Raw genomic sequence first — 15,348 nt, forward strand, 5'->3', positions numbered from 1 at the left:
AGCAGTGGGCCCGCATGCCTTAAAATATAATAATATGCTTAAGTAGTGTTGTGATCGGAAACACAACTTAAAGCCAATGTTTTGATAGGATGATTCAACCCGCTTGAAAAATTAACAAAAAAGAGCAATATTGCGCTATGGTGCTGATTTGGGGGCATGTTCCGAATTCGGGAGTGTTTAAAGGCTGTTCGCTCGTGATGCGGTCGTGATTCGCGCCGTGCGCCCTTGTCGTTGTGTGTAGTAGAGGAGAATACCGATGACCCATCACGTCGATGTCCACGTGGGCAAACGCGTACGGCATCGCCGCTGGCTGATTGGGATGACCCAGCAGCAGTTGGCGCAGCAGGTTGGTATTAAGTTTCAACAAATCCAAAAATATGAAACCGGTGCCAACCGTATCAGCGCGTCTCGACTGTGGGATATCGCCGAAGCTCTGGATGTACCCGTCAGCTTTTTCTTTGAGGGTCTGGAAGAGGCCGAAAAAGAAAGCGCTGGCAAAAAGTCTGTTCCCGCCGACCTTATGGGGGACAAAGAAGCCTTGGATCTTGTTCGGTCCTACTATGCGATTCCCGAAAACCAACGCCGCCGTCTGTTTGAACTGGCGCGTGTTCTGAGCGACGTTGCCTGATTTAGCGGGTTGACTCTGAAGCCTGCGAACCCCACGGGTAGCGCATGCAAAAGACTACGCTCAGTGACCGGAATGTAGCCGAAGAAATGGCCGACGCGGCGCGTCAGGCCATTTTGCCATTTTTCAGACAATCCAATTTGGAAACGACGAACAAACTGTCAGAGGGGTTTGACCCTGTAACCGTCGCTGATCGCGCGGCCGAAAAGGCAATGCGTGCTGTGTTGGCCGAGCACCGGCCAGACGACGGTATTCTGGGAGAAGAGTTCGGCTCGGTCGAAGGGCGCAGCGGGCGTACCTGGGTTCTTGATCCGATTGACGGCACCCGAGGCTTTATCAGTGGAACGCCCACTTGGGGCGTGTTGATCGCGCTCAGCACATCCGACGGACCGGTGATGGGGGTCATTGACCAGCCTTACATCGGTGAGCGTTTCATAGGCTCCGCCGACATATCTGAGGTTACGGGCCCGACAGGAAAGACGACGCTTAGGACGCGCGCGACCACATCCCTGAGCGAATCGATCCTGTTCACCACTTTCCCCGAAGTCGGAACACCCGACGACCGCGCCGGGTTTGAGGCAGTGTCCCGCCAAACGCGCCTGACGCGATACGGAATGGACTGTTATGCCTATGCATTGTTGGCCGCCGGGCAGGTCGATCTTGTGATCGAATCCGGTTTGAACGCCTACGATATTCAAGCGCCCATTGCGGTGATCGAAGCGGCAGGTGGCGTGGTCACGGATTGGCAAGGCGGGCCTGCACATAATGGTGGGCGCGCACTTGCCGCGGCCAACGCCGACCTGCACGCAGCCGCATTGGATATCCTGCGAAACTACTGAATCCTGTTGTCGGGTGTTTGCCGGTCGGCTAGGTTTACCCCAGCTGGTTCTTGAGCCCGTTTTCCGCCAGCTACCGCGCTCCATGCATGAAACGGGTCTGTGCAAGGAGGGCGAGATGCAAGATATCCTGATAAAAAATGCCGATACTGTCCTGACGATGGACGATGATCGTCGGGAATTGGCGGGTGCTGATATCCTGATTCGAGGGGGCCAGATCAAGCAGATCGGCCATGACCTGTCAGTGGGCGCCGAAATTCACGATGCAGCGGGCTGTGTCGTCACCCCCGGTCTCGTGAACACGCACCACCACTTGTACCAAACTCTGACACGCGCGGTTCCGGGCGGACAGGATGCATTGCTGTTCGGTTGGCTCAAAACGCTTTACCCAATCTGGTCCCGTTTTGGCCCCGAAGAAATGTATGTCTCGGCCCAAATTGGGCTTGCCGAGCTGGCGCTGTCGGGCTGTACGCTGAGTTCAGATCATCTGTACCTGTACCCAAATGGCTCTCGTCTGGACGACACGATTGCCGCTGCGGCTGATATCGGGCTGCGATTTCATCCAACGCGCGGTGCCATGAGCATCGGGGAAAGCGACGGAGGGCTGCCGCCTGACACGCTTGTAGAAGCCGAAGCTGCGATCTTGGAAGATATGATACGCGTTGTTGATGCGTTCCATGATCCGTCTGACGGTGCGATGTGTCGGGTGGGATTGGCACCTTGTTCGCCGTTTTCGGTAAGCCGCGACCTGATGCGGGAAACTGCTGTTCTGGCGCGCGACAAACGGGTAATGCTGCACACCCATCTCGCTGAAAACGAAGAGGATATTGCCTATTCCCAAGCCCAGTTCGGATGTCGCCCAGGCCAATACGCGGAAGAGCTGGGTTGGACCGGCTCAGATGTCTGGCATGCCCATTGTGTTAAGCTGGACAGTTCCGAAATCGACATGTTCGCCCGAACGAAAACCGGGGTGGCGCATTGCCCATGCTCGAATTGTCGTCTGGGGTCGGGAATTGCTCCGGTAAGGGCGATGCGGGATCAGGGTGTGCGGGTTGGGATCGGTGCAGACGGTTCGGCCAGCAACGACAACGGCAGCCTGATCCTCGAGGCGCGTCAGTCCATGTTGTTGCAACGCGTAGCCAACGGAGCGGACGCCATGTCATCGCGTGAAGCGCTTGAGATAGCAACGCGGGGTGGGGCGGACGTACTGAACCGCCCTGATTGTGGCCGTCTGGCACCCGGCAAGCGTGCGGATATCGCGATCTGGGACACGCGCTGCATCGAAAGTGCAGGCAGTTGGGATCCGGCGGCCTTGTTGCTCGCTGGTCCGATGACAGTGAAGCACTTGTTTGTCGAAGGTCGCCAGATCGTGCGGGATGGGCAGATCACAACTCTGGATCTGCCCCGCGTGATCGAACAGCAGAACCGACTGGCGCAAGCCTTGCGGTCTTAGACGTTTGCCCGCTGACCGGCGATCCAAACCTCTGCGACCGCCCGGTCGTCGCCCATCATGATGGTGGGGAAGATGGCTTCCCACAGATCATTTGCACAGGCCTCACGTTGGGCAATGGCGGGGGTCGATGCGAGGTCGAGCACAACAAGATCCGCCTCCATCCCCGGTGCCACATTGCCGATTTGATCATCCAGTCGCAGCGACCGTGCAGAGCCAACCGTTCCGAGCCACAGAAGTTGCGCCGCGTGTAAGGGCGCCCCGCGGAGTTGACCGATCTCATAAGCCGATGCCATCGTGTGCAGCATAGAAAAGCTAGAGCCGCCGCCCGTGTCAGTAGCCAGTCCAACCCGGTGCCCATCGCGCATCAGTCCGGTCATGTCGAACAGGCCTGAACCGATGAACGTATTCGATGTCGGGCAGTGGATCAGCGCAGCATCCATTTCGCGCAAACGGTCACGCTCGCGGGCTTCCAGGTGTATGACGTGACCGTAAACGCCGTGAGACCCCAGCAGGCCGAATTTTTCGTAAGTGTCCAGGTAATCGCGTGCGTCAGGAAATAGCTCGCGGACCCAGGCGATTTCGTCGGTCTGCTCGCTCAGATGCGTTTGCATCAGGCAATGCGGATGCTCTGCCCAAAGCGCGCCCATCGCTTCCAGTTGCGCAGGCGTCGAAGTCGGCGAAAATCGCGGTGTGATGGCGTATGTCAACCGATCCACACCATGCCATTTTTCCAACAAGGCTTCAGACTGGTCATAGGCAGTTTTGGGCGTATCGCGAAGGCCTTCGGGGGCGTTGCGATCCATACAGGTTTTACCCGCGACCACGCGTTGGTTCCGTTTCTGAGCCGCGGTAAAAAACGCGTCTACGCTTTCAGGGTGGATTGTGCAGAAACTGCACATTGTTGTTGTCCCATGCGCAGCAGTCAGATCCAGATAGCGGTTGGCGATCTCAGCCGCATATGCCGGATCGCCAAACTTCATCTCTTCGGGAAAAGTATAGGTGTTCAGCCAGTCAATCAGGCGTTTGCCCCAACTGGCGATCATGGCGGTCTGTGGGTAATGCACATGGGCATCCACGAACCCGGCCATAATAATGTGGTCACGATGGTCGATCACTTGGGCGTCTGGGTTAGCCACCTGCAGAGTGTTCGCATCAGCAACCGCTGAAATGCGCCCGTTTTCTATCAAGACCGCTTCGCTGATTTTGACGGCGTCGGTGGGCTCACCTTCGAATGGTGAGCCGGTAAAACTCAGGACGCGCCCTTTCAGCAGCGTTTTTTGCGCCATTTTCATTCATCTCCGCCTGTATGGGACTGCTAAACAGCATAAGGGTGGGAAAGTTGTCGGTAAATCGGCGCATTGTCATTGTTTTCCTGTAGCTGCTTCTTCTAATTAGGGGTCAATGACCGATACGTACGGGGGCAGAAATGACGACAGGTTTTGATGAACCCGTAAACGAGGCAACCAGCGACGACGACGTTTATGCGTTGGACCGCAAGACCGTAGCGGCCATTCTCTATGCCGTTGATGTAGATGATCGCGAAAAGCTGGTTGAGTTGATGGAGCCGCTTCATGCGGCTGACATCGCGGACCTTCTTGAGCAGATAAACCCTTATGATCGCGCGCGCCTGATCCGGCTGTACGATAAGGAATTTGACGGCGATATCCTGTCCGAACTGGACGAAGCCGTCCGGGAAGAGGTTATCAACGTTCTTCGCCCTGACGTTCTGGCAGAAGCCGTTCGCGACATGGAAAGCGATGACGTCGTCGATCTGCTGGAAGACCTGGAAGAGCCTCAGCAAGAGGCCATTCTGGACGTACTGGAAGACTCTGAGCGGATCGCGGCAGAGCAGGCGCTGTCATACCCCGAAAACTCGGCCGGGCGTCTTATGCAGCGCGAAGTGGTCATGGCTCCGGAACACTGGACGGTGGGGCAGGCCATCGACTTTATGCGGGCCAATGACGACCTGCCAGAGCAGTTTTATCATGTCGTGCTGGTGGACCCGCGTCTGAAACCAAGGGCGCAGGTCACTTTGGGCAAGCTTATGGCGACGCGGCGTGAAATCGCCCTGCATGACATTGCCGAGGATGAATTTCACACCATCCCGGTTGATCAGGATGAAGAGGACGTGGCTTACGCCTTTAACCAATACCACCTGATCTCGGCCCCGGTTGTTGACGAAGATGGGCGTTTGGTCGGCGTCATTACGATCGACGATGCGATGGTGGTTCTGGATGAAGAGCATGAGGAAGATATCCTGCGTCTTGCCGGTGTTAGCGACGAAAGCTCAATCTCAGACTCGGTGGCTGCAACCAGCAGACGGCGATTGCCTTGGCTTGCAGTCAACTTGTGCACGGCGATTTGTGCGTCACTGGTGATTTCCCAGTTCGAAGCGGCGATTGATCAACTGGTAGCGCTGGCCATTCTGATGCCAATCGTGGCCTCGATGGGCGGGAATGCAGGCACGCAGTCGCTGACGGTGGCGGTGCGTGCCCTGGCGACGCGCGACCTGACCGGGTCGAACGTGATGCGTGTTATCAGGCGAGAGCTGCTGGTCGGGGTATTGAATGGCCTGTGTTTTGCCATCGTGCTGGGAACGGTGGGGATGATGTGGTTCGACTCGCCCCTATTGGGTGTCGTGATCGGCTCGGCCTTGGTCGTGAATATGGTGATCGCCGGCTTTGCAGGTACGGTAGTACCGGTCGTACTGGACCGCTTGGGGGTAGACCCTGCGCTGGCTTCGGGGACTTTCGTGACGACAACAACGGATGTCATGGGGTTCTTCATCTTTCTTGGGCTCGCCAGCGTGGTGTTACTGTGATCGACCTGACCGAAATCAAAGCCGCCGCCCGAAAAGAGGCGTTTGCGCGACGCAAGGATGCGTTCAACGCGCGTCCGCCGGGGGCTGCAGGGCGTCTGTCCGAAGTGCTTGCCGGTCATCGCGGGGTGCCGTTGTCGGGCTATATGCCCATCCGCACAGAAATTGACCCGCTACCGGCCATGGCCGAGGCTTCGGCTTATGGCGCGGTGGGCGTGCCGGTCATACAAGCCGCCGGGCAACCGTTGAGATTTTCGCGCTGGACGCCCGAAGGGGCGCTGAAAGACGGGCCATTCGGGGCAAAAGTGCCCGAGGTCGACGACTATTTTGACCCCGAAATCTTGATTGTACCGCTGGTTGCGTTTGATGCGCATGGGGGGCGGTTGGGCTATGGTGGCGGCTTTTATGACCGTACGCTTGAGGGCTTGCGCGCAAAACGCCCGACCTTGGCAATCGGGTTCGCGTTTAACGCGCAAGAGGCAGAAGAACTGCCGCTTGAGCCAACCGATCAACCATTGGACATTGTCATCACGGAAAGTCGGGTGCTGACCTTCTGAACCTGCTTAGCCGGTGTGATTTTCCCGGAAGTACTCCCACGCATCCACTTCGCGCCCATCGGGCAGGGTGCATGCGCCTGTTTGTCCGTCAGCCCCATCCTTTATTTCGTATGTACCCCCGCTTTCGATGCAGAACGTAGCGGCAGGGTTAGCCAGTTCGGCGGATTGATCCGGGGCTGGATCGCAGGCCGCCAGAGGGGTCAAAAGAAGGGCGGGAATAAAGAAACGGGTCATAAACTTCTCCTGTCCAATGCGGTTTTGCACTTTATGGTGTCAGTTTAACCACTTGTGCTTGTCTATTGCCACACTTAGGACGGTTTGTATGAGGATACTGTTTCTGGGTGACGTCATGGGCCGCAGCGGACGCGCGGCCGTTCAACAGCATCTGCCGCGCCTTCGGGATGAGTGGCGGTTGGATTTCGTCGTGATCAATGGTGAGAACGCCTCGAACGGGATGGGCCTGTCGGGAGATCATGCAAAGCTGTTGCTGGATGCAGGGGCGGATTGTTTGACCCTTGGCGATCATGCGTTTGATCAGAAGGATATGCTGCAATTCATCGAAACTGAGCCGCGCATCGTGCGGCCCGTGAATTTTGCCAAGGGTGCGCCGGGGCGGGGGCACCGTCTTTATACCGCGCCCGGAGGTCGCAAAGTGCTGGTGGTGCAGGTGTTGGGGCAGGTCTTTATGAAACGACCCTTTGACGACCCGTTCTCTGCTATCGAACCTATTCTGAAATCGCATCCACGTGGTGGTCAGGCACAGGCTATCATCGTCGACATGCATTGCGAGGCGACGTCGGAAAAGATGGCTATGGGCCATTATTGCGACAAACGCGCAAGTCTGGTTGTGGGGACGCATACCCATGTGCCAACGGCTGACGCGCAAATCCTGCCGGGTGGAACGGCTTACCTGACGGACGCCGGAATGTGCGGCGATTATGACTCGGTCATTGGTATGGATAAGGTCGAGCCGATGCGCCGGTTTATCACTGGAATGCCAAAGTCTCGATTCACCCCCGCAAATGGCGAAGCCACGCTAAGTGGGGTATTCGTCGAAACCGACGACCAGAACGGGCAGGCAAAATCTGTGCAAATGGTACGCATTGGTGGGCGTCTGCAGCAGTCAGGACCGCAGTAAGGCTTGCTCTGGCCTGCGCAATGCGTGAAACTGCCTGACGGGCGCGTTTGCCAAGCCAGGGTTCGGACAGAATACCAAGAATGCAATTCCTTCAACTGACAGAAACGGGCAGCGCGATACTGGCGCTGATGGTCGTCGCAGGCATGTTCATCATGTTCCTGCGCGAGGTCTACCCGACCGAGGTTGTCGCCATTGGTGGCGTGGCCGTCATGTTGGTGACCGGCATTTTGCCCTATCAAAGCGCGCTGGCAGTTTTATCAAACCCCGCGCCTTGGACGATCGCGGCAATGTTCATCATTATGGGCGCGCTGGTGCGAACGGGTGCGCTGGACTCGTTTACGGCAACTGCGCAAAAGCAGGCTCAGGTGAACCCACGCGTTGCGATCGGATTGCTGATGGGGTTCGTGTTGTTGGCCTCTGCAGTGGTGTCCAACACCCCTGTGGTAGTGGTTATGATCCCGGTCTTTGTTCAGATTGCCCGTACCCTGAACGTACCAGCCTCAAAACTGCTGATCCCGCTTAGCTATGCGGCTATTCTGGGGGGCACGCTTACGTTGATCGGAACGTCGACGAACCTGCTGGTCGATGGTGTGGCCCGGGCGCAGGGGATGAAACCGTTCACGATTTTCGAAGTGACACCGCTGGGCATCGCACTGGTCATCTACGGGATGTTCTACCTGCGCTTTATCGCGCCGCGCCTTCTGCCCGAGCGTGACAGCATGGCCTCCCTGCTGTCTGATCGATCCAAGATGAAGTTCTTTACCGAGGCCGTTATTCCCCCGGAAAGCAACCTGATAGGGCGTGAGGTCACGGGTGTGCAGTTATTCAAACGCCCAGGCGTGCGGTTGATCGACGTGATCCGGGGCGATGAATCACTGCGGCGCAACCTCAAAGGTGTTGAACTGCGACTGGGGGATCGGGTCGTTTTGCGGACCGAGATGACCGAGTTGCTTAGCTTGCAAAGCAATAAGGAACTGAAACGCGTCGATCAGGTATCAGCCGTCGAAACGAAGACGGTTGAGGTTTTGATTACGCCAGGATGCCGCATGGTTGGCCGAACACTGGGCGCAATGCGCCTGCGCCGCCGGTACGGTGTGTACGTTTTGGCGGTACACCGCAGAAACCAGAATATCGGGCGGCAATTGGATGAACTGGTCGTGCGCGTAGGCGATACGCTGCTGCTAGAGGGCGCGCCGGGGGATATTCAGCGCTTGGCCGCTGATATGGAGATGGTGGATGTCACGCAGCCGTCAGCCCGTGCGTTTCGCCGCAGCCATGCTCCGATCGCCATTGGGTCATTGGTGGGTATCGTCGCTTTGGCCGCGCTGGGCGTCGCACCTATCCTGCTGCTGTCCATCATTGCGGTTGCGGTGGTTCTGATCACCCGATGCATTGACGCTGACGAGGCGTTTTCGTTTGTCGAAGGCCGATTGCTTGCGCTGATCTTCGCGATGCTGGCCATTGGGGCCGCTCTGGATAAGTCCGGTGCCGTTTCATTGATCGTTGAGGCCGTCGCACCGGCGCTTGGAATGCTGCCGCCTTTCCTAATCGTGTGGGCGGTCTATCTGCTGACATCCGTCTTGACTGAGCTGGTTTCCAACAATGCTGTGGCCGTTGTCGTGACACCCATTGCCATCGGTCTTGCGCAAGCGGTGGGTATTGATCCGCGTGCATTGGTCGTGGCGGTGATGGTTGCCGCATCGGCGTCATTCGCAACACCGATCGGGTACCAAACCAACATGATGGTGTATGGTCCGGGCGGGTATCGTTTTACCGATTTTCTCAAGGTCGGGGTGCCGTTAAACCTGACTGTTGGCTTGCTGGCGTCGCTGTTGATCCCGCTGATCTGGCCGCTGTAAGAGCGGCGCGTAATCGCTCATCCCTGACCTGCGGTCTTGTAAACGATGATCCAATAACAATCTTTTGACCAAAGACATATGCGAAAGGACGGGAACATGCCTTTTCCCAAACTTGGACAAGCGATCGTATTGGGTGCCGTTCTGATGGCATTGATTGGCACGGAAAGTCATGCGGGTTCCGTCTCGGGCACGGCTACCTACCGCGAACGCATTGCGGTGCCACCGGATGCAACGCTTTTGGTTGAGCTGCAGGATATTTCCCTGGCAGATGCGCCAGCAATCACATTGTCGGCCAAACGCTACGCGTTGAATAGTGTACCGGCCGAATTTGAGTTGACCTATGATGATGCCCTGATCCGGGACGGGCTGACTTATGCCGTTCGAGGTGCGATCTATCGCGGTAATCAGTTGCTCTTTACCACTGACACCGTCCACCCGGTTCTGACCAACGGGGCTGGCAATTCGACAGACTTGGTTTTGGTACAGGTGGGCGGCAGCCAAGATACCCCGTCGCTGGAAAACACGACATGGACGGCTATCGGTATCAATTCAGAGGTGCTGAACTCGAAACGCCCACCCCAGATATCCTTTGAACAAGGCGGAGCATTCGGTGGGTCCGGCGGTTGCAATCGTTTTTCCGGTCAGGCCAAGGTGGACAATGGAAAACTTGAGTTTCCCGACAACATGGCCGCCACACTCATGGCGTGCCCGCCCGAGCTGGAAGAGGTTGAGGATCAGTTCTTTGCCGCCTTGCAAAAGGTCGCCAGCTATGCGGTTGCCGGCGACAGCCTTGTGATGCTTGATGCCGCAGGCGAGCCGGTTCTAAAGTTTATTCGCGCGCAGTAATCAGGCAACGGCCCGAGATCGACCGGCATTGCGCCCGGAAAAGATGCAGCCGCCTAGAAATGTGCCTTCCAGCGCATTGTATCCATGATATCCACCGCCGCCGAAGCCCGCGACCTCACCGGCGGCGAACAGGCCCGGAACAACTGTGCCCTCGGCTCCAATCATCTGGCTGTCCAGATTGGTTTGCAGACCGCCAAGTGTTTTTCGGGTCAGCACATGCAGCTTGACCGCGATCAGAGGACCATTGGCGCGATCGAGGAACTTGTGCGGCTTTGCCGTACGGATCAGCCTGTCCCCTCGGTAGTTTCGAGCGGCCAGAATGGCAGCCATCTGGGCATCTTTTGTAAAGGGATTGTCGACCTGAGAATCCCGTGCCTCGATCTGGGCGCGCAGATGTGCTTCGTCGATTAGCCCACCGCCAAGCTGGTTCATGCCACTGACCAGCTCGGTTAAGGTATTGGCGACAATGAAATCTTCGCCATGCTCTTTGAAGGCTTCAACCGGTGCTGTGGCCTTAGAGCCGGTCAAAATCCGTTGCAGCAAGACTTCGCGCCAGCCGCCTTCGGTCATGTCGGGATTTTGTTCGGAACCCGACAGAGCGAATTCCTTTTTGATCACCTTTTGGGTCAGCACGAACCAACTGTATTCATGTCCGGTCTTCAGGATTTCCCGCAAGGTTCCCAGTGTATCAAAGCCGGGCAGGCAGGGCGGCTTTAGGCGATTGCCGCGCGCATCAAACCACATCGAGCTTGGCCCGGGTAAAACGCGGATGCCATGCGATGGCCAGATCGGGTTCCAGTTTCTGACACCTTCGGTGTAGTGCCACATCCGGTCGCCGTTGATCACATGCCCGCCCGCCTTTTCGCTGATCGCAATCATGCGGCCATCCACATGAAAGGGTACACCTGCGACCATGTCCTTGGGCGGTTCACCCAGACGATCACGCGGCCAGTTCTTTCGCACCATTTCGAAATTACCGCCAATCCCCCCCGAGGTCACAATGACCGACGGGGCGTAGACTTCAAACTCGCCCACCTCATCGCGGTTGGTCTTGGCACCGTGCGCTGCAGTGTCGTCAGCCAGAACCTCGCCGGAAACACCTTTGGCGCAGCCATTCTGCATGATGATGTGGCTGACCTGATGGCGGAACTTTATCTCAATCAAGCCGGACGATATGTGTTCACGGACGCGGCGAATGAAATGTTCCAGAACACCGGGGCCGGTGCCCCATGTGATATGAAACCGTGGGACTGAGTTGCCGTGGCCATCGGCGTAAGATCCGCCACGCTCGGCCCAACCGACGATTGGGAACCAGCGCAGGCCCATTTCGTGCAGCCACGGGCGCATTTCTCCTGCAGCGAACTCGACATAGGCTTCGGCCCATTTGCGCGGCCATGCGTCCTCGTCCCGGTCAAATTGCGCGCTGCCCATCCAATCACGCAGCGCCAGTTCGTGGCTGTCGCGAATACCCATTCGCCGTTGTTCAGGTGTGTCGACCATGAACAAGCCGCCAAGGCTCCAGAACGCCTGACCACCCAGAAAGTGCGGCGGTTCCTGATCCAGCACGATCACTTTCTTACCGCGATCGCCCAGTTCGGCGGCGGCGGCCAGTCCCGCCAGCCCGGCCCCGACAACGATTGCATCTGCTGTGTTCTTGGTCATCAAGGGTCCTTTCAGCGGCTGCGGAACCAAAGGATAAACGGCGTGGCAACCACATACATCGTGATCCCGTACACCGCTGCGGGCACCGCCAATGGGCTGAACCCGGTGGTCGTGCCCGTAATCAACGCGGCCAGCGTAATACCAAGTGCCGAGTTCTGGATACCTGTTTCAATCGAAACGGTCTTAGCTTCGTTCCATGACAGGTTGGCAAAGCGTGAAAGGACCAGACCTATCAGCAAAAGCGCGATGTTCAGCAGCACCAAGGCCGTGCCGATGGAGCTGAGGTTCTGAATGAAGAACTGCCAGTTTCCAGCCAACGCGGCCAGCACGATAAGCACAAATAGGATCGCCGCCAGTTTGGATAAAGGCGCATCTATCCTAAGGGCAAAGTCACGTGCGAAATGGCGCAGGCTGACCCCTATGGCAACAGGTAGGGTGGTGATGAGAAACAGAGCCGTGGCCAGTGAGCCGATCGACACTTTGGGTGCGGTTTCTCCCATAAAGTGAGCAATGGACCATGCAGCAAGGATGGGCACAGTAACGATAGACAGCAAGCTGATCACGGCGGTCAGGCTGACAGACAGAGCGACGTCGCCCTTAGCGAATTTGGCAAGGATATTGCTTGTGACACCTCCGGGACAAAAGCTCAGCAGCATGACGCCGACGGCGATCTCGGGTGGCAGGCCAAACAGTTTAACCGTCGTGAACGCGGCCAGGGGGATCAGTAAAACCTGACTGATCGCACCAATGGCAAACGGGTACTTGCGGCTGAGGACACGGCGAAAGTCGGCAGCCTCAAGCCCGACACCCAAAGACAGCATGATGATGGCTAGCGACAGTGGCAGGCCGACATTTATGAGAAAATCCAAGAACAACTCCTCCCAAAGTCGTTGAAGCCAACCTAAGCGAGGGGCAGCCGATCAGGCAACAGCGCCGTTGGGTCACGCGTAACGTTCTGCAAATCGGCGAAGGATTATGGCGGGTTGCGTGACATCCGCGGCATGACAGATGTCGATCAGCCTTTGGGCGTCCTCGGGCGGGAAATAGCCGTGGTGTTTATAGATATTGATACGCTCTTCAAAGTCGCGCGCATCGGCTTCGGGATGAAACTGCGTGGCGTAAACATTCTGACCCCACCGGACCATCTGAAACGGGCAGGGGTCTGATGACAACAGGTGGGTACAGCCCTCGGGCAGCGCCTGAACGGCCTCTTTGTGGCCGACCAAGGCGTCGAACGCTGGTTCCAAGCCTGCGGTCAGGGGGTCTTGCCGCCCCGCGTCGGTCAGGTGGCAGGTCGACGGTCCAACTGGTTCACCATACCGTTCCTTGCTGACGTCGCCGCCCAGATGTGCCGCCAGAATACCCAATCCGTAGCAGCAGCCCATGAATGGGTGATCATGGGCTGTGATCTGGGGCATCAGGCCCATGATTGCTGCCTCGACCCGGGTATCTATGGCCGATTTGGTAGCAGGGTCATCGCTGACACAGCCCGGACCGCCACCAACGATCACTCCGGCGTAGTCCCTGACATCCAGGCCATCCGGCAGCTCTTCGCAGTCCAGCCGGATACGGAGCGTTCGGTCGGGTGTCAGGACGGTTTTGTGCAGGATTGATGCGTATTCGGCATCCGAGGCGTCGGTCTCGGGGCGTAGTTGCAAAATCAGAAATCGTTTCATGAGATGGGTTTTCACATCACAGCGGCCAGAACACAAGAATGGCAGGGACCGAGACCGCGACGATCAGGATTTCAAGCGGCAATCCCATGCGCCAGTAATCGCCGAACCGATAGCCGCCGGGTCCAAGAACCAGTGTATTATTCTTGTGCCCTATCGGGGTCAGAAAAGCGGCCGAGGCGGCAACGGCAACGGTCATGAGGAAAGGATCTGGCGAAACGTCCAGACTGCGCGCCATCTGTATCCCAACGGGTGCCGCCACAATCGCGGTCGCCGTGTTGTTCAGCACATCCGACAACGTCATGGTCACCACCATCAAGACCGTGAGAATGGCCCAGGCGGGCATTCCGTTCGTGAGGTGGATCAGGCCGTTCGCAATCAGCTCGGTCCCACCAGAGTTTTCCAGCGCGCTCCCCAATGGGATCATCGATCCGAGCAGAACCACCACAGGCCACTCAATATGGTTGTAGATATCGGTGATCGGCATGATCTTGGTCAGCACATAGGCGACCACGACCAATCCCAGCGCGATGGGCAGGTATATCAGCCCGATACTGGCGGCGAGTACGGCAGCGGCGAACAGACCAATGGCCAATCCGGCCTTGTCATTCGCCGTAACGTTAAGCCCCCGCTGCGCGAGGGGAAGGCATCCCAACCATTCGGTCACATCGACGCTTCGGTCGCGCGGGCACAGCAGTAGAAGAATATCACCGGCTTCAACCTCGGTCTTACGAACCTGCTCGGTGATGCTGCGGCCCTGACGAGAGATGCCCATCAGAACCGTGCTTTGCCGCCACGCAAGGCCCAAACCCTGAGCTGTGCGCCCGGTAATGCGCGCGTTTTCCGTGGCGACCACCTCGATCACTTCAAGCCCGTCGCCCTCGGCAGTCAGCAGTTCCTGACGCCGGGTGTCCGAAAAATCCAGGTTCAGTGCGGCGCGGAATTCATCCAGCGCTTCGGGGCGGGCTTCAAGAACCAGGGCGTCTCCTTGTTTCAGCGTGGCATGGGCAGATCTGCCATAACGCCGCTTCCCGTCCCGGATCAGGCCGATGATGGCGACGTCGGATTTTTCGGCGTCTTCGTACAGCTCGCCCACCCGTTTTCCGATCTGCGCGGATTCGGGTGGTATCGTGAGTTCCGCTATGTATTCCGCCAACGCCTCAGACGTTTCGGTCTGGGGTCCACGGTTGGGTATCAAACGCCACCCGACCAGTGCGACAAAAGCCAGACCGGCAAGCGCGGCAACCCCGCCAACCGGGGCAAAATCGAACATGCGAAACGGTTCACCCAGTGTTTCTGCCCGGATCGAGGCGATGATGATATTGGGCGGCGTCCCGATCAAAGTCACCATCCCACCGAGAATGGTAGCAAAGCTTAGCGGCATCAGGCTCAGCCCCACCGACCGACCCGCTTTGCGCGCGGTCTGTATGTCCACAGGCATGAGCAGAGCCAGAGCTGCAACGTTATTCATGAAAGCAGACAGAACCGCACCGATCCCACCCATCAGCGCGATATGGGCGCCAAGTCCACGGGACGCATCCACAAGCGAGCGCGTGATCAGAAACACCGCGCCTGACCGGACCAGACCTGCGGATACGACAAGTACCAAGGCGACGATGATCGTTGCTGGATGACCGAAACCCGCAAAGGCATCGTCAACTGGCACCACCCCCAGGACGACACCGATCAGCAGGGCGGAAAACGCGACAAGGTCGTACCTGAAACGGCCCCAAAGAAGCATTCCAAAGACTGTAGCGAAAAGGACAAAAAGAATGATTTGATCGGTCGTCATGCCGCCACCATACCTGCGAACGGCTTTCGGGCAAGCGGCTCTCTTGATCATGCCCCCTGCAAACGTCTATATGAGCGCCGAACACGCAA

Annotated in this window: 14 protein-coding genes; 8 read left to right on the plus strand and 6 right to left on the minus strand. The window is 57.6% G+C overall.

Annotation, left to right across the window (positions count from 1 at the left end; genetic code table 11):
- The first annotated feature begins 256 nt into the window (after positions 1 to 256).
- The 3 genes from ACR0BD_RS09210 to ACR0BD_RS09220 all read left to right on the plus strand — a co-directional run bounded on the left by ACR0BD_RS09210 (position 257) and on the right by ACR0BD_RS09220 (position 2,914).
- Entirely contained in the window at positions 257 to 628 is a 372-nt protein-coding gene (locus tag ACR0BD_RS09210; protein ID WP_170384559.1) for a helix-turn-helix domain-containing protein, read from the plus strand.
- A gap of 44 nt (positions 629 to 672) precedes the next feature.
- Positions 673 to 1,464 (plus strand): histidinol-phosphatase, encoded by a 792-nt coding sequence (gene hisN, locus ACR0BD_RS09215; RefSeq protein WP_480696270.1) that lies wholly within the window; start codon positions 673 to 675, stop codon positions 1,462 to 1,464.
- Positions 1,465 to 1,579: 115 nt separating this feature from the next.
- Positions 1,580 to 2,914: an 8-oxoguanine deaminase gene (locus ACR0BD_RS09220; protein ID WP_480830086.1), complete on the plus strand. Its 1,335-nt coding sequence runs from the start codon at positions 1,580 to 1,582 to the stop codon at positions 2,912 to 2,914.
- On the opposite strand, the gene guaD is transcribed toward ACR0BD_RS09220, so the two are convergent.
- Positions 2,911 to 4,200, minus strand: a complete 1,290-nt coding sequence (gene guaD / locus ACR0BD_RS09225; protein WP_480830225.1) for a guanine deaminase — start codon at positions 4,198 to 4,200, stop codon at positions 2,911 to 2,913. The genes ACR0BD_RS09220 and guaD overlap by 4 nt on opposite strands.
- Before the next feature lie 140 nt (positions 4,201 to 4,340).
- Between guaD and mgtE the strand changes: the two genes are divergently transcribed.
- Positions 4,341 to 5,735 carry a magnesium transporter gene (mgtE, locus tag ACR0BD_RS09230; protein WP_480830087.1) on the plus strand — a complete coding sequence of 465 codons (1,395 nt, stop codon included), beginning with the start codon at positions 4,341 to 4,343 and terminating at the stop codon, positions 5,733 to 5,735.
- Complete coding sequence (locus ACR0BD_RS09235) at positions 5,732 to 6,289, plus strand: 5-formyltetrahydrofolate cyclo-ligase (RefSeq protein ID WP_480830088.1); 558 nt, start codon at positions 5,732 to 5,734, stop codon at positions 6,287 to 6,289. Before mgtE ends, ACR0BD_RS09235 begins: the two co-directional genes overlap by 4 nt.
- Before the next feature lie 6 nt (positions 6,290 to 6,295).
- Here ACR0BD_RS09235 and ACR0BD_RS09240 read toward each other — a convergent pair whose 3' ends face one another.
- Positions 6,296 to 6,523, minus strand: a complete 228-nt coding sequence (locus ACR0BD_RS09240; RefSeq protein WP_480830089.1) for a putative hemolysin — start codon at positions 6,521 to 6,523, stop codon at positions 6,296 to 6,298.
- Between the two features lie 88 nt (positions 6,524 to 6,611).
- On the opposite strand from ACR0BD_RS09240, the gene ACR0BD_RS09245 reads away from it, so the two are divergent.
- The 3 genes from ACR0BD_RS09245 to ACR0BD_RS09255 all read left to right on the plus strand — a co-directional run bounded on the left by ACR0BD_RS09245 (position 6,612) and on the right by ACR0BD_RS09255 (position 10,132).
- Positions 6,612 to 7,427 carry a TIGR00282 family metallophosphoesterase gene (locus tag ACR0BD_RS09245; RefSeq protein ID WP_480830090.1) on the plus strand — a complete coding sequence of 272 codons (816 nt, stop codon included), beginning with the start codon at positions 6,612 to 6,614 and terminating at the stop codon, positions 7,425 to 7,427.
- Positions 7,428 to 7,507: 80 nt separating this feature from the next.
- Complete coding sequence (locus ACR0BD_RS09250) at positions 7,508 to 9,286, plus strand: SLC13 family permease (protein WP_480696258.1); 1,779 nt, start codon at positions 7,508 to 7,510, stop codon at positions 9,284 to 9,286.
- 96 nt (positions 9,287 to 9,382) lie between these two features.
- Complete coding sequence (locus ACR0BD_RS09255) at positions 9,383 to 10,132, plus strand: YbaY family lipoprotein (protein WP_480696256.1); 750 nt, start codon at positions 9,383 to 9,385, stop codon at positions 10,130 to 10,132.
- On the opposite strand, the gene ACR0BD_RS09260 is transcribed toward ACR0BD_RS09255, so the two are convergent.
- From ACR0BD_RS09260 to ACR0BD_RS09275, 4 genes are all read right to left on the minus strand, one after another.
- Complete coding sequence (locus ACR0BD_RS09260; protein WP_480830091.1) at positions 10,133 to 11,794, minus strand: FAD-binding dehydrogenase; 1,662 nt, start codon at positions 11,792 to 11,794, stop codon at positions 10,133 to 10,135. It abuts the gene before it with no gap.
- 11 nt (positions 11,795 to 11,805) lie between these two features.
- Entirely contained in the window at positions 11,806 to 12,663 is an 858-nt protein-coding gene (locus ACR0BD_RS09265; RefSeq protein ID WP_480830092.1) for a bile acid:sodium symporter family protein, read from the minus strand.
- Between the two features lie 72 nt (positions 12,664 to 12,735).
- Entirely contained in the window at positions 12,736 to 13,470 is a 735-nt protein-coding gene (locus ACR0BD_RS09270; protein ID WP_480830093.1) for a glutamine amidotransferase, read from the minus strand.
- A gap of 16 nt (positions 13,471 to 13,486) precedes the next feature.
- The gene (locus ACR0BD_RS09275; protein WP_480830226.1) at positions 13,487 to 15,259 is read right to left on the minus strand and encodes an SLC13 family permease; all 1,773 of its coding nucleotides are present in this window, start codon (positions 15,257 to 15,259) and stop codon (positions 13,487 to 13,489) included.
- Positions 15,260 to 15,348: the final 89 nt, after the last annotated feature.

The sequence above is a fragment of the Ruegeria sp. G5 genome, assembly GCF_056533365.1.